The organism is Pseudomonas sp. AP42 (assembly GCF_001728935.1).
Taxonomy (GTDB): Bacteria; Pseudomonadota; Gammaproteobacteria; order Pseudomonadales; family Pseudomonadaceae; genus Aquipseudomonas; species Aquipseudomonas lactis.
The window spans coordinates 1-23960 of record NZ_LYSO01000019.1; the positions used below are offsets into that span (position 1 = coordinate 1).

Sequence of the window (23960 nt, forward strand, 5' to 3'; positions counted from 1 at the left end):
CGGGGCGCCTAAGATCAAAAGCAGATCAAGATCAAGAGCGGCTCGCTTCGCATCGTGGTTACTGCGCTATAGAACTATGTAGATACCTATAGCTATCGCAGGCAAGCCAGCTCCCACATTTTGATTTGTGCTCAGCCTGAAGATCAGGCGTTGCCGGCCAGTTTCAACCGTGCAGCCTGGGTAAAGTCGAGCATGCGCTTGAGCGGCCGTACCGCCTGCGGAATCACCGCCGGTTCCACGAAGATCTCATTGCTGCCCTCACGCAAACACTGCAGCGTACGCTCCAGCGTATTCATCGCCATCCACGGGCAGTGCGCGCAACTGCGGCAGGCTGCGCCGTTACCGGCGGTGGGCGCTTCGACGAAGACTTTGTCTGGGCACAGCTGCTGCATCTTGTAGAAGATGCCGCGGTCGGTGGCGACGATAAAAGTCTTGTTCGGCAAGCGTTGCGCAGCGGCGATCAGTTGGCTGGTGGAGCCCACTGCGTCCGCCAGTTCGATCACCGAGGTCGGTGACTCCGGGTGCACAAGGATCGCCGCATCCGGGTACAGCGCTTTCATGTCTTCAAGCTGCTTGGACTTGAACTCTTCGTGGACGATGCAGGCACCGTCCCACAGCAGCATATCGGCGCCGGTCTGACGCTGGATGTAAGTGCCCAGGTGTTTGTCCGGGCCCCAGATAATGGTCTCGCCGTTGTCCATCAGGCTCTCGACGATTTCCAGCGCGCAACTGGAAGTCACCACCCAATCCGCCCGGGCTTTGACCGCCGCCGAGGTGTTGGCATACACCACCACGGTGCGCTCGGGGTGTTGATCGCAGAACGCAGAAAACTCATCCACGGGGCAACCCAGGTCCAGGGAGCAGGTGGCTTCCAGGGTCGGCATCAGGATGCGTTTTTCCGGCGTGAGGATCTTGGCGGTCTCGCCCATGAAGCGCACGCCGGCTACCAGTACGGTCTTGGCCGGGTGGGCAGCGCCGAAGCGCGCCATCTCCAGGGAATCGGAAACACAGCCGCCGGTTTCTTCGGCCAGGGCCTGAATCACCGGGTCGCAATAAAAGTGGGCAACCAGCACCGCGTCCTGAGCCTTGAGCTCGGCGGCAATGGCGGTTCGCAGGCTCGCCTCTTCGGCAGCGCTGAGCACCTTGGGCTGCTTGGCGTCGAGGTGGGCTTGAACCAGTAGGCGTTCGGAAATGTGCGTCATGTTCGCAAGACCTGCAGGCGCAGTAGCGCGAAAGTCGAGTGTACCACCGGCTCCGGAGCCCTTCGGGCGCCGCCGGACGAAGTGTTTTTGTTCATCAAGCACGGGTAAAGCTAAAGCTGCGCAAGGCTACAGAATATCCAATGGATTCAAAAGCCTAATCTGGTGACCAGGCAAAGTGCTCAATCCCTGGCCGTGAAACGCCGATTAGGTGACGCTCGCACAACAATCAAAACCGCCCCGGCCCCTCTCCCGCCTCTGAAAAATCAGGAATATCAGGTCCCCTCACCCCGGCGCGCACTAAATTTGTGCATTTATGCACTGAATTACGCGATTTTTCTTACGTCTTGTGTAATAAATCCTACAGCGATGTAACAAACCGTCGACCACTCACTCAAGTAGGGCAATTACCGCTGAGTTCAACGTTGGCTCAGACGGTATGGATCGTGTGTATTTCTACGTTAAGGATGTCGAGTGCCAAACCTGCTCTCAACCGGACACTTGTGCTGTACCCGGAACCTGGGCATCGCCCTGCTCTGCTTGTGGGCGCTGCCCGTGGCTGGCGCCGAGGCGCCGCAGCCAGGCCAGGAAGCCCTGCGCTTGCAGCAGCAACAGCAACGCGACCTGCAGCAATTACAACTGGAGCAGCGCCAACGCCAGATGCAACGTGGCAGCTTCGGTACACCAGCGGCCACACCGGCCTTGCCAACAGACATCGCCAAGGATGAACACTGCTGGCCCTTGAGCGGTAGGCGCCTGGCCGGGGTCACGCTGTTCAGCCGTGCCCAGTTGAATAAACATATCGAGCCCTACGTGGCGCCTTGCATGGGCGTCACGCAGATCAACCGCCTGCTGGCCGAGATCACCCGGCTGTATGTCGAGGCCGGTTATATCGCCAGCCGCCCCTACCTGATCAGTGCGCCCGCCGCCGGGCAACCGCTGGATATTCACGTCGAAGAAGGCTACCTGGAAGCCATCGAACTGGCCGACCAGAGCCTGCCCGTTTCATTAGGCGGGGCATTCCCCGGGATGCTCGGCAAACCCCTGAACCTGCGAGACCTTGAACAGGGCCTGGACCAGCTCAACCGCCTGCGCTCGGTGGACCTCACCGCCGACATCGCCCCCGGCAGCACGGCGGGCGCGTCGCGCATCATCCTGCGCTCGCGCAGCAGTGCCTCGCGCTGGGCCCTGGGCCTGGGGGTGGATAACCTCGGCAGCGCTGGCACCGGGCGTGATCGCAATGCCATCAACTTGAGCCTGGACAGCCCGCTGCAAATCAACGACTCGCTCAACCTGAGCTTCAGCGACACGCTCAACCATGGGCCGCGCTACAGCCGCAGCCACAGCCTGTTCTACTCCATCCCTTACGGTTACTGGACCTACAGCCTGTTCGCCAGCCATGCCGAGTACCGCTCGCCGTTCAAGCTCAGCCGCACCACGTTTTACAACAGTGGCCGCACCGATCAGGTCAGCCTGCGCAGCGACCGCGTGCTGTGGCGCGACCAGGGCCACCAACTGAGCGCCAACCTGCAACTGGCCTACAAAGACGTCGACAGCTACCTGCAGAAGGTACACCTGGACATCCAGAGCCCCACGCTCACCGTGGCCGAAGCGGGCCTGAACCTGTTCTGGCTCAACAGCGCGGTGTGGAACCTGGACGTCAACTACGCCCAGGGCCTGACCTGGTTCGGCGCCGACCGGGATGCCGACCAAGTGCAGAAAAACCGGCCCAAGGCGCAGTTTCAAAAGTACCGCGCCAACCTCACCCAATGGCGCAACGGCCAATGGGCAGCGCAGCCGTGGCAGTGGCAAAGCCAATTGTCGGTGCAGTACAGCCCGGATGCATTGCCCGCCATCGAACAACTGCTGATTACCGATGACTCGGCTGTGCGCGGCTACCGCGAAAACAGCAGCTCCGGTGCCATTGGCGCGGTATGGCGCAACACCTTGCGCCTGCCACTCAACACTGACTTGCCGGTGAAACTCACCCCGCGCCTGGGCCTGGACAACGGCTGGGTCAAACACGAACACGGCGCCCAGAGCCAACGCCTGAGCGGCGCCAGCGCGGGGCTCAACCTGAGCTGGAAGAACGTGCAGTTCGACGTCGATTACCAACGCAACCTCAACACCCCCACGGGTTTTCGCCAGGAGCCGGAGGTCTGGCTGACGCGCCTTAGCGTGCAGATATGAGCCCACACCCGTGTTTAGCCTGAGTCACCGCCGTACCTGACCACCCCAGCAGCGTTGCAACGCACAACGCGCGTCGTGGATCAGCCAACACAGAGCGAGATTATTTATGCCGACTACTCCACACAGCTTCCACCTTTCACCCCAGGGCAAACTGCGCTGGGCCATTGCCAGCCTGTTCCTGCTGCCACAGCTCGCGCTCGCCGCAGGCTTGACCGTCGTCGAAGGCCCTGGCGGCACGCCGCAACTGCAAAACCAGGGCGGTGTACCCATCGTCAACATCGTCGCACCGAATGCGGGTGGCCTGTCCCATAACCAGTTCCTGGACTACAACGTCGACCGCCAGGGTGTGGTGTTGAACAACGCCTTGCAGGCCGGCCAGTCCCAACTCGCCGGGCAGCTGGCGGCCAACCCGCAGTTCCAGGGCCAGGCGGCGAGCGTGATCCTCAACGAAGTGATCAGCCGCAACGCCTCGACTCTCAACGGCGCCCAGGAGATTTTCGGCCAGGCGGCCGATTACGTGCTGGCCAACCCTAACGGCATTTCGGTGAATGGCGGCAGTTTCATCAACACGCCCAATGCCAACCTGGTGGTCGGCCGCCCCGAACTCAACGACGGCAAGCTGCAAGCCTTGAGCACCCGCGATGCCAACGGCCAACTGACAGTGCAAGGCCAGGGCCTGCAAAACCGTGAAGGTTCCATCAACCTGATCGCGCCGCGCATCGACAGCGAAGGTCGCCTCAGTGCTCGCGATCAATTGAACCTCACGGTGGGCCGCAATCAGGTCGACTTCGCCAGCGGGCAAGTGCGCCAGGTGGACCCGGCCAGCAAGACCCAGGACCAACGCATCGACGCGCGCCTGTTCGGCGCCATGCAGGCCGGGCGCATCAACATCATCAGCACCGCCGAAGGCGCCGGTGTGCGCGTGGGCGGCGTGCAGGTGCAAGGCACTGACGGGGTGAAGATCAGTTCGGCCGGTGACCTCGACATCAGCGGCCAGGTGCGTGCCGACAGCCTCGACGCCACCCGCGCTGGCGTGCACAGCCGCCAGGGCGATATCGACTTGCACAGTGCCAAGGACTTGAACCTGGCCGCCACCGACGTCAGCGGGCGCAACGTCAAACTCGACGCCAGCCGCAACCTGACCCTCAGCAGCCTGGAAAGCCGCAAGCTCCAGGAAAAGCGTGAGCAGTGGAACAACAGCAACTTCCTGTTCACCTACGAAACCTACGACCGCACCACCACCGACAAAGACTCGCGCCAGCACGGCAACAAGGTCGTGGCGCAACAGGATGCCGCGCTGTCTTCCGGCGCCAACACCGAGATCAAAGCCAGCCATGTGGAAGCGGGCAACACCCTGCGCGTCGACAGCGGTGCCGACCTGCACGTTAACGCCGCCACCGAAACCCATGAAACCCGCGACCAGGGCAACCATCGCAAGCACCTGTGGAAAGCCAACTGGGATAAATCCAGCAGCGAACAACGCAGCATCACCAGCAGCCTCAAGGCCGGAAAGACACTGGAGCTGACCAGCCAACAGAAGCTGCAATTGCAAGGCGCCGAGCTGAAAACCCCCGGCGATATTCAACTGGCCGCCCGGCAGGTGGAAATCACCAGCGCCAGCCGTACCCAGAGCAGCCGCGACAACGCCTACTCCGGCGACCTCACCGGCGGCAGCTTCTTCGGCAAGAACGGCGACGGCAACCAGGGCAAGACGTCGAACACCGGCAGCAAGGTCAACGCCGATGGCAAGCTGATCGTCAAGGCCGACGACGTGCGCATCAGCGGCAGCCAGGCCCGGGGCGGCAAGCAGGCCAGTGTCATCAGCGACAAAGGTTCGCTGGTGATCGACGGCGTGCAGGACACCTCCCACGACAACCGCTACAGCAATGACAGCAAGTTCTTCGGCATCTCCAAGGATGAAAGCCGCAAGAACCTCAAGGACAGCACCGTGGTCGCCAGCGACCTGCGCTCGGACAGCAACCTCAAGCTGCAAAGCGCTCAGGACATCCGCGTCAGTGGCTCGCAGGTGTCGGCTGGCGGTGAGCTGCAGGCGGATGCCAAAGGCGATGTCAAGGTCGTTGCCGCCGAGAACACCACCCATGACACCACCCGCACCCATACCCGTGGCTTCGATGGCTACGCCAAGGAAACCGAGGGTGTCAGCCGCCAGTACCGTGCGGGGTTGAGCTATGAAGACCAGCAGCAAACCCGCACGACCGACACCACCGAGCAGCAGGCTTCCAGCCTCAAGGGCGGCAGCGTCGTGGTAAAAGCCGGTGGCGATGTGAGCATCCAGGGTTCGGACCTCAAGGCAACCGCAGGCGATGCCACCGTCAGCGGCAAGAACGTCGAGCTGTTGGCCGCCCACGACAAGCGCACCGAAGCCGTCGACGAAACCACCACCGGCGGCAGTTTCTACTACACCGGCGGCATTGATCGCGCAGGCAGTGGCGCTCAGTTCAGCCACCAAAGCAGCCAAGACACCACTGAAAAAACCACCGCGCAAACCAGCGCCGTGGCCGCGACCGGCAAGCTGACCATCAACGCTGGCAACACCTTCACCAGCGAGGGTGCACAGGCCAAGGCCGGCGCCGAGCTGCAGGTCAACGCTGGCCAGATTAACAACCAGGCCGCCCATTCCACCGAGACCAGCACCCACAAGGAAAACGGCTGGACCGCCGACGTCGGCGCCAATGTCGAATACCGGGGCATTACCCGCCCGATCGAAAAAGCCGTCGAGGGCGTGGCCCAGGCCAAGTTCCATCAGCCCGGTTTGCTGGATGCGTTCGAGCAACCCAATGTCGGCCTGGATGTGGAAGTCGGGCACACGAACAAAACCGGCACAACGCAAGACAGCACCGCTGTGGTCAGCCAGTTCAGTGGCGCCACGGTACAGGTCAATGCAGCCGGCACGTTGCAGGACGAGGGCACCCAGTACCGCGCCACCGAGGGCGGGCTGAACATCAAGGCCGGCGAGCACCTTGCCACGGCAGCGGCCAACACCCACAGCAGCAGCGAGCAAAGCGTCGACGCCAAGGCTGGCGTGCGGGTCTACACCACCACCGGTGAAGACGTGAACGTGCGCGGCAGCGGCCTGGGCGGCAGCAGCGATGTGCGCGAATCCACCCGCACAGCAGTAGTCGGTAGCTATGTGGCCAGCCAAGGCGTGAGCATCGAGGCCAAGGGCGATGCCCGTTATGAAGGCAGCCAGTTCGACGGCGGCCAGGCCGGGGTCAACCTCAAGACCGGCGGTGAGCTGGCGCTCAACCAGGCCACCGACACCCAGAGCAAAAACAGCAGCACGCTGCGCGGCAACGGCTCACTGACGGTGGGCACCGCACCCGGCGCCAATGGCAGCAACGTCAACCTCGGTGCCGGTGTGCAGCTGGATAACAAGCGCCTGGACACCCAGGACAGCCAAGCCCAGGTCGCGACCATCCGGGGCAGCGGCCCCGTGCAGCTCAGCAGTGGCGCTGACATGACCCTGCAAGGCACGCAGATCGGCAGCACGGGCGCGAAGGCTGGCGATATCAGCCTCAATGCCGGCGGCAAGCTGAACCTGCAAGCCGCCACCGACAGCCACGTCAGCAATGGCAGCAACCTGGGCGGCGGCCTGACCCTCGGCGCCGGCAAGACCAGCAGCGCCGAAAGCAGCAGCAAGACCGGCAGCCTCAGCGCCAATTTCAACATTGGCAAAGTGGCGGAGAACGACCAGAGCGCCGTCGTCGGGCAGTTGCACAGCAGCGGCAAGGTCAGCCTCGCCAGCGGCGCTGATGCAACCGATGCCATCCACTTGCAGGGCACTCAGGTCAGCGCAGCCAGCGTTAGCCTCGATGCGCAACATGGCGGCATCCTGCAGGAGTCCGCGCAATCGACCCAGGCCCATAACAACTGGGGCGTGACCCTGGGCGCAGGAGGCAGCGTCGGCAAAACCACCCTGGCCGACGCCGGTGAACATGAGACACCCAAGACCCAGCGCGGCATCAATGCGCGGGCCAAGGTCGATGTAGATCACCTGAAAGGCACCACCCAGCACAACAGCCTGATCACGGCAGGTGACGTCACCCTCAACAGTGCCGGCGATACCCATCTGGCCGGAGCGCGTATCGACGCCGACAAGGTGAGCGGCACGGTGGGCGGCGACCTCGTCGTCGAAAGCCGCAAGGACCAGGTCAACAGCACCCAGGTCAATGTCGACGCCAGGCTGGATGTCGAGAAGAACCAGCCGGGGGTGGTCGATAAACTGGCCAAAACCACCGGCCCGCTCAAGGACAAGGTAAAAGCCAAGGCTGAAGGCGCGTTCGACAAGCATCGCGACAAGCTGGAGAACGTCGTCGACAAGGGCACCGGGCACCTGGCTTCGGCCAAGGACAGCGTGGTCAACAGCGTGGTCAATGCCAAGGAACGACTGGGCGAAAAACTCACCCGCAGTGGCAGCTACGACGTGAACCCAGAGCCCCGTGGCGCCTTCGGCACTCGCGTGGACAAGGCAAAGGCTTACCTGGCAGACAAGACCGATGCCCTGGGCACACGCCTGTCTGGCTTCAAGGATAAGGTCTGGCCAAAAACCAGCGACAGCTACACCGTCAGTGGCAAAGACACCACCGGCAGCACGGTGGCCAATACTGCCGAGAATGTGTTGTTCGGTGACAAGAGCGGCAACACCAGCTACACGCCGACCTTGTACCTGGATGTCAGCCATGTGGTCAAAGACAGCGTCACCCAGGCGTCAGGCATTCGCGCAAGCCAGGGCGTCAACCTGCAGGTCAAGGGTGATACGCAGCTCACGGGCGCGCGGATCAGTGCGCCCAATGGCAAGGTCGAGCTGGGTGGCTCCAAGGTCACCGCAACCACACTGGCCGGCAGTGACTACCGTGCCGATGTCGGGCTGAACGTTTCGACGTCACCGGTCAACCTGGCCCTGGGTGCCAAGGATGAATTGACCCAGAAACACGACGACGCCACGCGCAAGGACCAAGCCTTCAACCTGGGCCCGCTGCGCGCGGGTGGGCACAGTGAAAGCCAGGCCTTGCAGGCGGGGATTGATCAGGCCATCAACTAAAGGGTAATGCCCACCCCACTGTAGGAGCGAGCTTGCTCGCGAAGAACGTCAACGATGACGCTGGCATGCTCAGAGTACGCGGCGTCCTCGGATTTTTCGCGAGCAAGCTCGCTCCTACACCTAGGCACATTTTCAGCGTGCCCGTCAGTTGAAGAGTGCCTGTAGGTTCTTCATCGCGTCATCGGCAAAGCCTTGCAGGAAGGCTTCGAACGCCGGTACGTCTTCCTGGCCGTCCGCGTAGGGCTGGCCAATGATGGTCCAGGTCGCCAGGCTCTGGGTCGGGCCTTGGGGCACCACCTCCATCAGCGCCCACAGGTTGCCAATGTTCAGGGAGGTGTAAATCAGCGACCAGGTCATGGTCATGGCTTGATCGTCATGACTGTTGAGTTGCTCAATCACCACGTTGCCGTCCTTGAACAACTTCTTACGTACCGAACGCACGCCCTCGCCGGTCATCTCGATATGAGACAAGGCCGGAATAAACTTCGCGAAACCGGCGAAATCGCCGACCACATTCCACACACTGCGTGCATCGGCCTTCACGCTGACGCTGGCGACGACAGGGTTGCCGACTGGGTTACGAACCAGGGTATCGGGTTGTTGCATAAGAGAGCTCCTTTTTTCCGGGGGGCGGATAGTGGGCGCCTACCCAACGCAGTGAGCTGTACACATTCAACACCTGCTTGGCGTGGTTATGCGTTTTTGGCTGACTGCCGTAATGCCAGGGCCGCGACACCGCACACGATCAACGCGACACAGGCCACGTAGAACGCATCGCTGTAGGCCATCAGGTACGCCTCGCGCCGCACGGTGTGGATCAAGCCGTCGATCACCTGCTGTTGAGCGGGTAAGAGCTGGTTGAAGATGAAAGCCTCGCTGTCGGCCATGCTCGCGCGCAGGCGTTCTTGCAAGGAGGGGGAAAACAGCGTGATCGACTCCCCTACCCGCTCAGAGTGAAAGCGCTCGCGCATGGCCACGATCTGCGTCAGACCCGCCGTGCCCACGGCACCACCCAAGTTACGCAGCATGGAGAACAAGGCCGAGGCCGAGCCGGCCTCATCCTTGGCCAGGCCAGACACCGCCAGCACGGAAAGCGCCACCATGATCAGCGGCTGGCCGATGCCCCGCACCACAGTGGAAGGAATAATCACGTTGGCGGCGCTGTCCACGTCCAGGTGCGCGCCGAGGTAGCACCCCAGGGCCATGATGAAGAAGCCGCTGGCGACCATCAGTTTCGGGTTGAGCCACTGCATCAGGCGTGGCATAAACGGCGCCAGTACCAGTTGCACCATGCCGTAGGCGATCAGGCTGATGCCAATCTCCCGGGCGTTGTAGCCCTGCAACTGAGACAGGTAATGGGGCACCAGGAACACCAGGCCGAAGGTGGCCGCGCCAAAGATGAACATCGCTGCGCTGGCCACGCCGAAGTTGTAGCTCTTGAGCAGGCGCTTAGCGCTGGTAGTCTTCCTCGGCAGCAAAGACCACCTGGCGGTTGTGACCACGCTGTACAACATGATGAGGATAGTTGGGCAAAACGACACGTCCCACTCTGGGCATAGGTAACCTCCTTCCTTAGAGAATTACAGCCTAGCAAATGGAAAAAAATAAATCTGTCCCCTTTTTTAGTCTCCATTGCAAAAATGGCTGAAAAATAAATTCGCCCCTTTCTCAATAAAATAAATCCGTCCCCCGTCCCCTTTTCTTCAAAAAAATAAATCTGCCCCCTTTTTTCGCTATTTCTTGTCAAGTAAGTGACGCTCAAATTTGCCCCATTTTTTCTTCTAGCTTCACCCCGACTCGACAATGAAGTCTTTCGCTAAAATCATCGCCTCAAAAAAACCAGAGAATGGAACTCTCAAAGTCGCGCTACTTAAGTCAGCAAAGATCTCCACCTCTAAAGCGTCCCCCCCTTTATCCTGATTAACTTGAGCAATAGGTTCACCTTTATATTGAATCTCCGCAGTTAGCCTTTTATAGCGACTATCACTAAAGCCCAGAACTTCAAAATCCGAATTACTTTCAAGTTTCATGGTTTCGCCTTAGGGTCCAAAAACCCAGAAAATGAGCCATCCTTATTGTAGCGCAGACCTCTTCCATCGGGAGCCCGGACCTCTAGCCCACCGCGACTCAAATTTGAGAATGTTGAATTTGGATTCTTGAGAACGTCATCAATAATACCGAGTGCAGTTGCATTTTGCTTTTCAATTCCACCTGTGAGTTTTGGGAACGTTCCAGTAGCTCGCTGGCCAGAAGCATGCTTTGTGAGCGCCCTAGCAGCCTCTGTCAGACCTTCCTTATTGATAGGATTTGAAGCTGCGGCAGATAGATCATCGAAAGTGCGGCCGCCGAAATTTTGCAGGGCGGAAGGCAATCCTTTTGCACCTCCCATCACAAGCCGACCTAATACAGCCGCGAGCCCCGCACCGGTGAGTTCACCGGCCATAAAATAGCCCCAAGCCTTGACGAACTCGTTAGCCGGTTGAACCCCTTCAAAACCTTGTCCTTGGGCCAGCTTCAGCTGTGCTTGGGCAATTTGGTCGTTAGTGGCACCTTTTTCCAGCATGTCCTTTGCCAGAGTAGTCGCCGCTGATCCGTATTCACTTAAGCCCGGTGGGAGATGTTCCAGAAAATTGTATTGCGTCATGTTCTGCGCAACCCACGCCCCAGTTTGCAGGCTATCCGCATCAGCATTGCTCTGTACCGATGCCGCAAGCACACCAAGCAACTGCGAGTTCATGACCAGCAAACCTTTTTTCTGGTCATCGGGCATGTCGGCGTAATTCTTGGCGAGGCTATCCAGCAATGCCTCATTCACACCCGCTGCCAGAGCGCCTGTGCGGAAATCTCCTCCAGAAGCCTCAGCTGCCAACCCGCCCATCAAGGCATGTAGCCCAATCTTGGTAATGCCACCTTCTGCAAACCGGTTCTTGGAAATATCCCCAACCAGGTTGAATCCATAAGCCGCAAATGCGTTAGCCAAACTACTCTGCAACGCGTCGCCAAGACGGGCTTCGCCCCCGAGCGCCCGATCCACCAATAGGGATGTTCCGTTTTGCAGTACTTGGTTGGCGGTGAACTGCCCCACGCCTTGCCAGGTGCTCAACGGACTTACGGTGGCTACTGCACCTGAGTTGGGGAGTGCAGTGGAAGTACCTGTCTGAGTGCCGGTCCATTTGTCATAGACACCTGCAGTCAAGCCCGCAGTGACGCCGGACACCACGTAGCCTTTCATCGCGTCGCTGGAAGTGACATCCTTTAAGACGGTGCTCAGGTTTCCACGGTTATTGATGGCGCTGATCGCACCGTTACTCGCCATGCCAGCAAGCACGGTACTGCCCGCAGCATTGGCCCATCCGGCAGACGTGGCCGCAGTCCCAACAGCCGTGGCACTCGCCATCGATGTCCCCGAACCAGCTGCGGCAATTGCACCGCTGGCGGCCCCCATCGTGAAGTACGTAACGATGATCGCAATGATGATTTGCGCGCCGGCGCCCAAGCCTGAATTGCTGTATTTGAAACTGTCGTGTAGTTCTTTAACCTGGCGCCAATCCACGTCCCCGCGCTGCTCGGCCTCTTTTAGCCAAGCCAGTTGCGGGTCAGCCTTGACCATCACATCAATCGTCTGGCTAACCGTATTTTGATCGATTTGCTTGATGTCAATTTTCAAGCCATCGACGGCTTTAATCACGACGCTGCCTTCTGCAATCATCTGCGTTTGGCGTAACGTCTCGTCGGTATTCCCCTTGCCCTTGGAGCTGGTCCAGGCGAGGTCGCCCTTGCTCTTGGTGTGGCTCTCGTCGTGCAGATCCTTCACTGCCTCAAACGTCACCGCCCCGCCGCTGACAATCGCAATATCCCCCCCACTCTCAAGCTTCGCCGCCTGGTACTTCTGATCCCCATCACTCTCCAGCGTCAAATCACCCCCAGTCTTGATTTCGCTCCCGACATTCTTCACATCGGTCACTTCATCACGCTGGGTCTTCTTGCTGCCCCAACTGCCCTTCTTGCTCATGTCGTACAGCGAGTAGTGGCTGTCCTGCGCCGCCAGCATTTGCAGTTCGTTATCAGCGTGCACATAGGCTTCGTTGCCCGCGCTGATCTTGCTGGCAACCAAAGTCAGGTCGGTGCCGGCGATGGCGACCAGGTCGCCGCCGGCTTTGAGTTCGGCGCTTTGTTGGGTGACGTCGTCCAGTTGAGTAGTGGTTTTGGTGCCGCCTTTTTTGCCTTTGGAGTACTCGTGTTCTTCATTGGCGGCGGCGGCCAGGGTCAGGTTTTCGCCGGCTTTGACGCTGAGGTCTTTGGCGGCGCTGACGGTGCTGGCGACCACGGCGATGTCGCGGCGGGCGTCGATGGCGAGGTTGCCGCCCACGTCCACAGCGGAGGTGTGTTGCAGGATGGTTTGCTCGGTGCCGCTGATACGGCGGCGCTGGTAGGCGTAGTCGTCCTGTTCGGTCTGGCTGGCGATCAGCACGTCACGCCCGGCGGTGACACTGGCGTTGCCACCGGCCTTGAGGTTGCTGCCGAGGTTGAGCACATCGCGCCCGGCGTTCAGTTTGAGCGTGTCGGTGGCTTCGAAACGGGAGGCTTCGCTGGCCACGTCGTTGCGCAGTTGGTAGCCCTGGCCGTCCTGTTTGAAGGTGGTGACGGTGCGTTCGTTGAGGATGTCGCCGGTCACGGCGGTGGCGCTGATGTCGCGGCCATTGACGATGCCGCCGCGGGTGTTGCGGATCGAGTCGGTGGCGAGCATTTCCAGGCGGTTGCCGGCTTGCATCAGGCCGCTGTTGTCGATGTTCCCGGCGACCATGTTCAGGTTGTTGGTGGCACGCAGGGTGCCGCTGTTGTGCAGGTCGCCGCCGGTAATCAGGCTCACGTCCTGGCCCTGGATCAGCGCGCCGTTGGGGGCCAGGCGGTTGTTGGCCTGGGCCAGGTAGAGCACGGGGGTGAGGACTTTCTGGCCGTTGATCTCGGCTTCTTCCATCCACACGATGTCGTGGGTCAGTGCCGCGACTTGCTCGGCAGTTAGCGACACGCCCAGTTGCAGGTTGAGCGAGTCCTTGTACGAGATGGCGTTGTCCATCAGGTAGCGGAACAGTGCGTCGTCGCTGGCGAGGCCGTTGATGTAGCGTTGGCCGGTGCGGGCCACCACGGCTTCGCGGATCAGGCGCTGCTCGTACAGGCCGTCGCCCAGGCGCTTCCAGCTGGTGTCGGGGTTGTAGCCCAGTTTGCCGAGCAGGTAGTCGGAGCTCATGAACTGCTTGAGGTCGGTGAGCGCCGGGTTGGTTTCGATCAGGTATTTGTGGCTGTTGTCTACCGGAGCGATGTCCGGCAGGCCTTGTACGCGGGTGACCGATTGGGCGCGGCTGTCCAAGGCCAACGGGCCTTGGCCGTTGACCGCGCCACTGGCCGGTTGGCCGTCGAGGCTGAAGCCGCGCTCTTGCACGGCGCTGTAGTCGAGGGTTTTCTCGCGGTCGGCGGCGGTGATGACACGCCCGTTTGCGTTGAAGTCACCCTTGGCGGTATCCGCTTTACCCGCTGCACCGGCCTTCGCGGCCTGGCCGCTGAGGCGGAATAAGCCGTTCTCACCCGTTGGCAGGCTGAAGCCCGGCAAGGTCACCGGATTGACTTGGCGTTGGGCCAGGTCTGGCGGTAGCTGCGCAGTGATGGCCGGTTTTACGGTAGAGGCAAATACATCCGAGTTGGTGTTGCGGTTGGCCACCGGGGTGTCGATGTCGGTGGCGTTCGGGCGGATGACGCTGTTGTTGATTTCTTTGGTTGCGTTAACGGTGACCGAGCCGGCTGCCTGGATCACCGCTTGGGCGATCACGCTGCCAGAGGTGGGGACGGTGTAGTCGATAGGTGACGTGAAGAAGGTGTCCGAGAACCTCGTCTTCTCAACAAACTGGTCGAACGTGTACGCACCCGGCTTATAGTCACTTGAGTTGGGATCGTTGCTGCGGTTGAACTGTTCGACTTCGCTCATCAGCAACGAGTAAGCCGACCGGTTGCGTGTGTAGTAGGCGTAACCGAAATTACGCTGTTCACCGCCGGCAGCGCCGGTGTTGTTCAGCACGTCGGTGTTGATCAGGATGTTTTTAGCGGCCGATACCGAGCTGTAGAGGTTATCGAAGGTCTGGCTGCCCACCGTCAGGTCGCCACCGGCATTGATGAATGCGGAGGCGGAGCTGCCTTTGATGACGTCCTCATAGGTTTCGACGCCGCTGAACTTCAGCTCGCAGCCCTTGCCTTTGCAGTAGTCGTTGCCGTAGACACTGATGCTCCCGGAAACCAGGCTTTTTTCGGTGGTGAACTGGTCGCGCCGGTTGCTCAGGGTATCGGCCAGCAAACGCATATTGCCGTCGCTCTCCAGCGTACCGGAGACGTTTTCGATCAGCGCACTGCGCCCATTGGCATCATCGCGAGCAATGTCGAGGCCGCCCAGGCTGTAGACATCGCCAAAGCGGTTACTGAAGTCGTTGACCCGCAGAGTCATCTCTTCGCCGCTGAACAGCAGGCCTTTTTCGTTGAGCAGATGGGTGGCGTTGAGGCGAACGTTTTCGGAGCCGCCCAGGGTGCCGTAGTTGTTCAAGGTGGCGGCGTTGACCGTCAGATCACCTACGGACGTCAGGCGACCACGGTTGTTCAAGACGTTGGTGCTCGTGATTTGAGTAAGCGCGCCACCGGCAATACGACCATTCTCGCCCAGGTCCAGGTTGGCCGCCGCGAGGGTCATCTCGCCCAGGCTGCTGACCCGTCCGTTGCCGCTGTAACCGCCGGTGAGGGTCAGCTTGAGGGTGCCGTCACTGGCCAGCAGGCCGTCGTTGGTCCAGGTGTCGCCCGTGCCGGTCAGGCTTTGTGCGCCGAGCAATTGCCCGCTTGCGGTCTGGGTGAATTGGCCGATGTCGAGGTTCAGGCGCCCGGCCTGGATCACGCTGCTGTTGGTCCAGCTGGCAGCCTTGATGTCCAGTTGGCCGTTGGTGACGAAGCTGCCGCCGGCGCGGGTGACTTGATCGGACGTGAGGTCGAATTTACCGCCGCCAGTGTGGACGATACGCCCGCCGTTGTTATCCAGGCTGGCCGCTTGCAGGTTGAGGGTTTCGTTGGCGCTTTCCAGCGCGCCGAAGCGGTTATCGAACAGGCCCGTGGTGCGAATATCAGTGGTGCCAACCCGGCCCATGGCGCGCAGGTTGCCGCTGACGTTGTCGATGGTCTGCGCGACGAGGCTCAGGGTGTCGTCGCTTTCGATCAGGCCATTGCGGTTGCTCAGGGTGCCGGTGAGGCCGAAGTCAATGGTGCGCGCACCGACCTTGCCACCGTTGTTGGCCGCTGTGCCCTGGTTGTCGAAGTCCTGGGCGGTGACTTTAAGCAAGGTGTCGGCATACACACCGCCGCCCTGGTTATTCAGGGTAGTGGTGACAATCTGGCTGTCGCCGCCAAGGGCCGAAAGATGCCCCAGTTGGTTGAGCAGGCCGCCTTTGGCTTCGATGTTCAACGACTGCGCCTGGGTGATGCCGCTGCCGTTGTTGAACAGCCCAGTGACCAGCTTGATCCAGCCTTGGCTGCTGTTGAGGATGCCACCTGCGGTATTGGCGACGCTGGCCGTTTGCAGGTCCAGGTTGCCACTGAGGCTGTCGACGCGGCCGCCCTGGTTGTTCAGGGCGCCACTGAGGCGCAGGCGATTATCGGTTTGGCTTTGCAGCGTGCCTTGATAGTTGGTGAGGGTGCGGGCGGTAAGGTCGAGCTTGCCCTTCTGGCTGAACATCAGGCCGTCTTGCTGGTTGTGCACGTCACCGGCCAACAGCTTGATCACCAGGTCTTTCTGGCTGGCGAGGGTGCCTTTGGCGCTGTTATCCAGGTCGCCCTTGGCGAGGGTCAGGTCAAGGCGGTCCTGGCTGACCAGTTGACCGCCACGGTTGTCCAGGCTGGCGGCGTTCAGCAACAGGGCTGCGCCACTGGCCAGGCGGGCGTTGTTGGCGTTGATCAGCGCACCACTGAAGGTGCCTTCCAGGGTGCCCTGGCTGATCAACTGCCCGCCGCTGTTGTCCAGGCTTTCACCGAGCAGTGAGAGGCTGGCAGCGTTGATCCGACCACCACGGTTGAGAATGTGGCTCTGGGCGTTATTGAAGTCCAAGTGCTGGGCTGCGGAGATCAAGCCGTTGTTGCTGTTTTCCAAGCGGCCGGCCACGTTGAGGCTGACATCAGCCTGGCCGGAGATGATCCCTTGATCATTGTTCAGGCTGCCGGCGATAAGGGTTTGTTTGCCCTGGCTGACCAGGGCACCCGCTGCGTGGTTATCCAATACACCTGTGAGGTCGGTGTGCAGGGTGCCGCTCCTGCTCGACAACGTGCCCTCGGCGCTGTTGTCGAGGCTATTGCCGACCACCGTCAGACCGTTCCATCCGGAGATCAAGCCCTTGTTGGCGTTGACCACAGCATCTGCTTCAAGGCGTAGTTGATCAGCACTGAGGATGACTCCGCGATCGCCGTTATCGATGCGTTTGGCGGCCACGGTGAACGCCGCCTGGCTGGAGATTTCGCCTTGTTCACGGTTGGTCAGGTTGGCCAGGCGTGCGAACGTCAGTGGGCCTCTGGCGCTGATCAAGCCTGCGCTGTTATCGAGGTTGCCGCCTTGCAGGTCGAGGGTTACGGCGCGTTCGCCGATCAACCGGCCCTGACGCTGGATCAGCTGTTGGACGATGAGCGTCAAATCACCTTTGGCTGAGATTTCCCCATCTTGGCTTGAGTCGACTGTTTGCCCGGTCAGGGTCAGGTCCGCCTGGCTATTGATCAACCCGGCAGTGTTATCGAGGTTGGCAGTGGTCAGGTTCAGCGCCTGTTGGCTGCCGATCACACCCGCGCGGTTATCCACATTGGCGGCAGTGACTGTCTGGCTACCGTCGCTGACGATTCGTCCGCCTTGGTAGTTATCCAGCGCGCCGGTGTTGAGGCCCTGGTGGGTGCCCGCCGAGAGGCGGCCCTTGTCGCTGTTGTCCAACGAGCCTGCGTTAGTGGTCAAGGCTGTGGCAGCGGAAATAAGCCCTTGGTTATGGTTGTCCAGTGCGCCGGTGACCTTCAGGTCCAGCGCGCCCTGGCTGGCGAGTGCGCCACCGGCCTGGTTGTCCAGGCTTTCGGCTGCCACTTGCAGAACGCTCTTGGCGGACAGTACACCTTCCACGCTGTTATCCAGCGCTTTGGCAATACGTACCTGCAGGCTGTCGCCACTGATGACTTTGCCGCCGCGGTTATTCAGCGCATCGGCCGCCAACAGAAATGACTGGGTGCTGGAAATCTCACCGCCCTGGCTGTTGTCGACGCTGCCCAGGTTGTTCAACAGCAATTGGCCGGGGGTCGCGATCAGGCCGTGGTCACGGTTGATCAGTTGCCCATGGTTCAAGTCCAGTTCGATGCCGGTATTGCTGACCAGCTCACCACGGTCATGTTGGTCCAGCCCATTCAGGGTTGCCTTGACCGTGGACTTGGCGAAGATCGAACCTTGTTGGCTGTTGTCCAGTTGCCCTGCGTTGAGGGTGATACCAGCATCACTGCTGATACTGCCACGCTGGCTATTGTCCAAGCCGGCACTGCGTACATCAACCTGTTGCTTGGCGCTGATCACGCCGCCTTGACTGTTGTTCAGCGCAGCACTCACCAACGTGGCCGAGCCATCGGCCAGCAATTTGCCGGCCTGATTGTTCAGTTGGCCCTGCGTGGTGATCGACAGCGCATTGGCCGCCGACAGAATGCCGCCCTGGCTGTTGTCCAACGTGCCAACCTTGACCGCCAACCCGCCCTCGCTGAGCAGCGTGCCCTGCCCTTGGTTGAGCAAGGCGCCGGTAAGGGTGATGCTCAGGTCTTTTTGGCTGGTAACGCGGCCACCTTGGCTGTTGTCCAGTTGTGCGCCGCTCAGCACAAGGCTCTCGCGCCCCGCCAGCAAGCCTTTGCTCTGGTTGAGTAGGCGTTGCACCGTGAGGGTCAGTCCGCTGTCGCCAATGACTTTGCCGGTGGTGTTGTTCAGTTGGTCGGCAACTACCAGCACCTTGGCCTGGCTGGAGATCTCGCCCTGCTGGTTAAGGATGGTCTGGCTGCGCAGGTCCACGCCTTGGGTGGCCGCGACAAGGCCGCCGTTGCGGTTGTCCAGCGAGGTGCCGCGCAGTGTCAGGGCACCGTCGCTGACGAGTTCGCCCGCTTGTTGATTTAGCACACCGACCGTTGCCTGCAAGTCGCCCTTGGCGCTGATACGACCGGCGCCGTTTTCGAGCCGGTTGGCGTTGAGGGTCAGCGCACCATCGCTGCCCAACTTGCCGCCGCTGCTGTTGTTCAACTGGTTCAGTTGCACGTGTGCAGTGGCCTTGGTGCTGATCACGCCTGCTTGGCTGTTATCCAGATCGCCGCCGGTGAGGGTCAACGCATCGTCAGCAATCACCAAGCCGCCTTGGTTGATCAGGGTGTCGCCGCGCAGCGTCATTGTGGCTTTGCTGGATACCAGCCCGCCCTGGCTGTTGTTCAATTGCCCGGCGGTTATTTGCTGAGCACCCTGGCTGGCCAGGTTGCCTTCATTGCGATTGTCCAGCAGCCCGGTGACGGTCAGGTTCATCAGGCCTTGGCTGGCGATGGAACCTTTGTCGCGGTTATCCAGGTTGGCCGCCTGTACCGTCAGCAGGCTGGTGGCAGAGAAAATCCCCAGGCGGTTATCGATGGCACCGCTGGCGGTCACGTTGAGGTTGCTGCCCAGCAACTTGCCGGAACGGTTATCCACGGTCGTGGCGGCCACGGTGGTCTGGTTGGCGGAGATTTCACCCGCTTGGTTGCTCAGTTGCCCAGCGGATACATGGGCTTGCGCCTGGCTGGCGACCAGACCGTTATCGTTAGTCAGTTGGCCTGCGTTGAGCGTCAGGTTTTTCAGGCCGATCACGCGACCGCTCTGGTTATCCAGCGCAGCGGTTACCGTAACGTCGGTGCTGTTTTCGCTGTGCAGCAAACCGTTGGTGCGGTTATCCAGGCCGGTGGCCGTGACCTTGAGCGAGTCCGTACCCAGTACACGACCGCCGCGGTTGTCGAGTTGACCGGCGTTAATCACAGCGGTGGTACCGCTCAGTGTACCGCCTTGATTGTTCAAGGTTTGGTTGGCTGTCGCGATGACGGTTCGGCTGGCGACCACACTGGCGCTATTGCTCAGGTTCGCCGCGTGCAGGCTGACATCGCCACTGGCATTGCGGCTTTCATCGGCGTTGACGCCGGCTTCGATGATGCCGCTGTTGATCAGCGCCCCACCGCTGGTCACGGTGATGCTGTCGCGGGCCGCCAGGCTTTTCTGGTTGCTCAGGCCTGCCGTGGTTTGTACATCGATTCGCGTGCCGGCATACACAGCCCCAGCAGCGTCCAATTGACCGGCCTTGATCACCACCGCTTCGCTGGCTTTGGCATTGGCCAAACTCAGTCGTCCATTGGCATCGAGCTGAATATCACCGCCACTGGCCATTAACGTACCGTCGAGCTTCACGCCCACCCCGGCCTCGGTGCCCACCAGTTTGATCGCCCCGGCATACATCCCGCCCAACGCCGTCGAGTCAATCGCCAGCTCCGGCTTGGCACTGCCGTCATCGGCGCGGGCAGTGGCTTGCAGGCTTTTAGCATCGACATCATTACGACCGGCAACCACGCTCAAGTTGCGCGCGTTGATCTGCGCATTGATCTTGGCCGAGCGAGTAATGATTTCGAAGCGGTCGACGTTGTCGGCATTCAAGCCCTGGCCGTCGATGGTGACGGCGCCGCCATCGACCTGGTAATGCTGCAGTTGGCCGCTTGCATCGAGTATTGGTTTGCCGGTGGTCAGGGTGACGTTGGGGGTGTTGATGAAGCCGCAGCCGCTGCAGGTGATGCCGTAGGGGTTGGCGACGATGACCTTGGCCGACTGGCCCGCCACTTCGGTGTAGCCGCGCAGTTGGCTGGGGCTACCGCCGTTGACTTCGTTGAGGATGATATTGGCGGCGCGGCCTTGCAGGTTCGGGTTGCCGAGGATGAGGCCGCCCAGTTGCGTCGATTGAGTGCGTTCGGTGGCGTTGTTGAGGATTACGCCGTTGGCGCCGACGTTGTAGTCCTTGAACTGGTTGTGGGACAAGCCACTGCCATTGGGGGTGGCGATGTTCACCACCGGCACGCCATTGCCCGCCGCGCCCACGGTGGTGCCTGGCGCGCTGACCACTATGCCTTCGGCTTGAGCCAGCAGCGGTTGCCAGAAAAGGGCGTTGGCCAGGATCAGTGCCAGGCCACGTTTGGGCAGGCCGAGGAACGCGTCACGGCTTTTCAGGGCAGCAGAAGGCTGGCGAACCAGGAAGGCAAATTGGCGAACATCCATTTCAAATTCTCGTTGCAACTGGGCGTTGAATTACAGGAAGAAATCCATACGGAAGTAGATCGGTGCTTCGCGCTCAAGCAGCGCGGCCGGCCTTTCCAGCGAGTGGGCAAAGGTCACGCTGGTGCTCACGTGTTGGCCGCGGGCGAACAGCTCAAGGGAGTTGCTTGAGACGCGGCCGTGCACCTCGCCGTTGTAGCGACCATTGCGGATCACGCCCTGGTCGTAGCCCACGCTGGCACCGTACTCACCGAACACCGGGCGCAGCCAACCGAGCGTGACCGGGCGGCTCCAGCGCAGGTCATTGCGCCAGTAACCGCCGCTGTCGCCGGTCAGTTGCTGGTCCTTGTAGCCGCGTACCGACGCCGAGCCGCCGAGGCTCATGCGCTGGGGGCTGAAGAGCACGTCTTCACTGCGTTGGCCGGTGGCTAGGCTGGTGAAACTGAACGACTCGCCCCACAGCGTGAAGGGTTGCAGGTAGCTGACGGTGGCGGTGTATTTGCGGTAGCGGGAATTGGCCAATCGATTGCCGTTCTGATCGCGCTCATGTTGCGCCTGGGCATCGAGCAAACCGATGCCGTCCTGCATGCCGAGGTCAACGTTGACAAACGCACTGCCAACTCGCCGACCGTGGTTGATGCCCCACTGCAACTCGCTGAGGCGATTGCTGCTGACGGCCAGGCGGCTGTCTTCGATGTAGTTGTTGGTGCGCAGGTGGGACAAGCCGACGTTGAGCGAGGTTTTGCTCAGGGTGTCGCGATGGATCACCCGTTCAGCGCGCAGTTGGTGGTTTTCACTGTCGCCGGTTTGCTTGAAGTCAAAGCCGTCGCCTTGGGCAACCGAACGGTAATCGCTCTGGTTGTAGCTGTAGCTGAAGTTCCACCAGCCCCACGGCACGTTGTAGTAGAGCATCGCGTTCTTGGAGGTTTTCTGGTGGTCGCTGACGGCGTCATGGCCGCCGCGCAGAATCAGTTGGTCGGCCAGGCCCAAGGGGCTATCCCATTCAAAGCCGGTGCCCCACTGCTGTTCGCCGGTGCTTTTCTGGCCATCGTTGTTACGCGACAGGCTGGCACGCCATGGCTTTTGCGGGTTGTTTTTGACCAACACTGAGCTGCCGCCCACGGCATCGCCTGGGGTCAGTTCCATTTGGGCTTGGTTGGACGGCAAACGGTTGAGCTGGTCGACGGCCTGTTCGATTTCTCGCAGGTTCAATATCTCGCCGCTTTTGCCGGGAAAAGCCATGGCCAGTTCGCGATCCGACAACTTGCTGCTGTCCGCGCCCTTTAGGCCTTCAAGCTTGCCTTCCACCACCAGCACTTGAAGATGCCCCTTGGACATATCTTGCTGGGGCAAGTAAGCGCGGCTGGTGACCAGGCCTTTGTCGATGTAGAAGTCGGTGAGGTCTTTGAGCAAGGCGTTGAGTTGTGAAACGCCCAGGCATTGATTGGTGTACGGCTTGAGCAGACGCTCGCGCTGAGTGACAGGCAGGTGCTCGGCACCTTGCAGTTCAATGGTCTGGATCGGAAAGCAACGGCTGTCCACCGGGGCCGCCGGCGCTTCGGGCCTGGCCTCTTTGCCGGGCAGCTCTTTGAGCTGTTCCAGGCGCCGCTGCTGATCCTCCAACAGGCGATTTTGCCGTTCACGGATCAGGTCCTGATCACCCGGGAGGGTTGCCGCCATCACGCTGTGGGAAACGAGGCAGGCAAGCAGGGCAATACTCAGTGAATACCGAGTCCGTGGCAGTTGGGAAGACATGTTCGATCCATCGAATTTACGAAGGGTGGCAAACTAACATCGTCCGCCCATCACGCCAATAAACCGACTAAATTCTAGGAAATTTCTTAAAAAATTCGTAAGTAGCTGACACAGAAGAAAAATAAACAAACAGGAAAGAATTTTGTTTGGAGTTCCGGGTGAGTTTCCGACCAGCGGTATCAGGTTTGATACACATTGAGGGCGCATACGAACGTCCGGACTATTCGGTCAGCACCGGTCCGCGTATGAATATTTGAATTTAAGGAATGCTTTTTGGACGGCGACAGAATCTGAGCAAGGGATGACTCAGCGTCGACTCGGACGTGCCAAATGACAGGCAAAAAAAAACCCGGAAATCCACACTTACGTGGGCCTTCCGGATTTTCTAAACCGCCAAAAATGGTGGGTCGTGTGGGATTCGAACCTACGACCAATTGGTTAAAAGCCAACTGGTTTTCAGGTCTCGAAACCAATTGGTTATGGGTCAGAATCTACCCGATTTTCGATGCAGCCTCTAATGAATTCACATTAGAGGCTCTAAACCATGAAAATCACTGCGGTCGTTTCGACCAAAGGCGGCGTTGGTAAAACCACCATTGAGGCCAACCTCGGCGCATTCTGCGCGGACGCGGGCCTTCGCACCCTCCTAATCGATCTGGATCCCGCCCAGCCTTCGCTTTCCTCGTATTACCAATTGGTCGAGGAAGCTCAGGGCGGCATCTATGACCTGCTCGCGTTCAATATCACCGACTCCCTCAAGATCATCTCCAGCACGACGATTCCTAATCTGTCCCTGGTGATCTCGAACGACGTAAATAACCAATTGAACAGCTTGCTCCTGCAGGCACCGGACGGCAGATTGCGACTAGCTAATCTGATGCCGGCATTCGAAGGCCATTTTGACCTGGTACTGATTGACACCCAAGGTGCCAGATCGGCCATGTTGGAAATGGTAGTTCTCGCGTCTGACTTGGTCATATCCCCTCTTCCACCCAACATGCTCGCCGCACGCGAATTCAGCCGTGGGACCATGCAGATGTTGGATGGCCTCCGTGCCTATGGGCGCCTGGGTATGAAAATCCCTCCCGTGCGGATCGCTATAAACAACCTTGATCAAACCACCGACGCGCAGGTGATCGAGCAGTCAGTCCGCGAAATATTCCAAGACAATGAAGAAATCAGCGTTTTGGACAGCATTATTCCTACTGCAGTGGTGTTTCGTAGCGCTGCGTCCCAAGGCGTTCCAGCACACCGCCTGGAATATCGCCAGCCTTCCAACCGCAAATCCCCAGCAGCCCTAGTCGTCATCCGGCAATTGGCCATTGAGCTCTTTCCAGAATGGCGCGACCGCTTCGAGGCCATGAACGAAGAGAAGGTGGCCAAATTGGTGAAGGAGGATCGTTGA

8 protein-coding genes and 2 pseudogenes are annotated in these 23960 nt (G+C 60.3%); 3 read left to right on the plus strand and 7 right to left on the minus strand.

Going from position 1 to position 23960, the window contains the following annotated elements:
* Positions 1 to 143: 143 nt before the first annotated feature.
* Positions 144 to 1202, minus strand: coding sequence for a quinolinate synthase NadA (gene nadA / locus A7K61_RS09885; RefSeq protein ID WP_003193840.1), 1059 nt, complete (start codon positions 1200 to 1202; stop codon positions 144 to 146).
* A gap of 471 nt (positions 1203 to 1673) precedes the next feature.
* Here nadA and A7K61_RS09890 point away from each other — a divergent pair, with 471 nt between their 5' ends.
* Both A7K61_RS09890 and A7K61_RS09895 read left to right on the plus strand, forming a co-directional pair.
* A complete protein-coding gene (locus A7K61_RS09890; protein ID WP_069557495.1) occupies positions 1674 to 3389 on the plus strand; it encodes a ShlB/FhaC/HecB family hemolysin secretion/activation protein in 1716 nt (571 codons plus the stop codon).
* A gap of 106 nt (positions 3390 to 3495) precedes the next feature.
* A complete protein-coding gene (locus A7K61_RS09895) occupies positions 3496 to 8451 on the plus strand; it encodes a hemagglutinin repeat-containing protein (protein WP_069557496.1) in 4956 nt (1651 codons plus the stop codon).
* Between the two features lie 144 nt (positions 8452 to 8595).
* Here A7K61_RS09895 and A7K61_RS09900 read toward each other — a convergent pair whose 3' ends face one another.
* From A7K61_RS09900 to A7K61_RS09920, 6 genes and pseudogenes are all read right to left on the minus strand, one after another.
* Positions 8596 to 9057 carry an SRPBCC family protein gene (locus tag A7K61_RS09900; RefSeq protein ID WP_069557497.1) on the minus strand — a complete coding sequence of 154 codons (462 nt, stop codon included), beginning with the start codon at positions 9055 to 9057 and terminating at the stop codon, positions 8596 to 8598.
* A gap of 86 nt (positions 9058 to 9143) precedes the next feature.
* Positions 9144 to 9899 (minus strand): annotated as a pseudogene (locus tag A7K61_RS09905) (MFS transporter); the annotation flags it as partial.
* A gap of 4 nt (positions 9900 to 9903) precedes the next feature.
* Positions 9904 to 10008 (minus strand): annotated as a pseudogene (locus A7K61_RS31145) (transposase); the annotation flags it as partial.
* Between the two features lie 230 nt (positions 10009 to 10238).
* Entirely contained in the window at positions 10239 to 10481 is a 243-nt protein-coding gene (locus A7K61_RS09910; RefSeq protein ID WP_032803693.1) for a hypothetical protein, read from the minus strand.
* Positions 10478 to 20803 (minus strand): filamentous hemagglutinin N-terminal domain-containing protein, encoded by a 10326-nt coding sequence (locus A7K61_RS34060; RefSeq protein WP_305884793.1) that lies wholly within the window; start codon positions 20801 to 20803, stop codon positions 10478 to 10480. Before A7K61_RS34060 ends, A7K61_RS09910 begins: the two co-directional genes overlap by 4 nt.
* 30 nt (positions 20804 to 20833) lie before the next feature.
* On the minus strand, positions 20834 to 22555 hold the full coding sequence (locus tag A7K61_RS09920; protein WP_069557498.1) for a ShlB/FhaC/HecB family hemolysin secretion/activation protein: 1722 nt from the start codon (positions 22553 to 22555) through the stop codon (positions 20834 to 20836).
* Positions 22556 to 23099: 544 nt separating this feature from the next.
* On the opposite strand from A7K61_RS09920, the gene A7K61_RS09930 reads away from it, so the two are divergent.
* Entirely contained in the window at positions 23100 to 23960 is an 861-nt protein-coding gene (locus tag A7K61_RS09930) for a ParA family protein (RefSeq protein WP_020303021.1), read from the plus strand.

Bases quoted from the DNA above. Each gene is read 5' to 3' on its own strand.
- A7K61_RS09920 (WP_069557498.1), bottom strand. From the start codon at position 22,555: ATGTCTTCCCAACTGCCACGGACTCGGTATTCACTGAGTATTGCCCTG.
- nadA (WP_003193840.1), bottom strand. From the start codon at position 1,202: ATGACGCACATTTCCGAACGCCTACTGGTTCAAGCCCACCTCGACGCC.
- A7K61_RS34060 (WP_305884793.1), bottom strand. From the start codon at position 20,803: ATGGATGTTCGCCAATTTGCCTTCCTGGTTCGCCAGCCTTCTGCTGCC.
- A7K61_RS09930 (WP_020303021.1), top strand. From the start codon at position 23,100: ATGAAAATCACTGCGGTCGTTTCGACCAAAGGCGGCGTTGGTAAAACC.
- A7K61_RS09895 (WP_069557496.1), top strand. From the start codon at position 3,496: ATGCCGACTACTCCACACAGCTTCCACCTTTCACCCCAGGGCAAACTG.
- A7K61_RS09900 (WP_069557497.1), bottom strand. From the start codon at position 9,057: ATGCAACAACCCGATACCCTGGTTCGTAACCCAGTCGGCAACCCTGTC.
- A7K61_RS09910 (WP_032803693.1), bottom strand. From the start codon at position 10,481: ATGAAACTTGAAAGTAATTCGGATTTTGAAGTTCTGGGCTTTAGTGAT.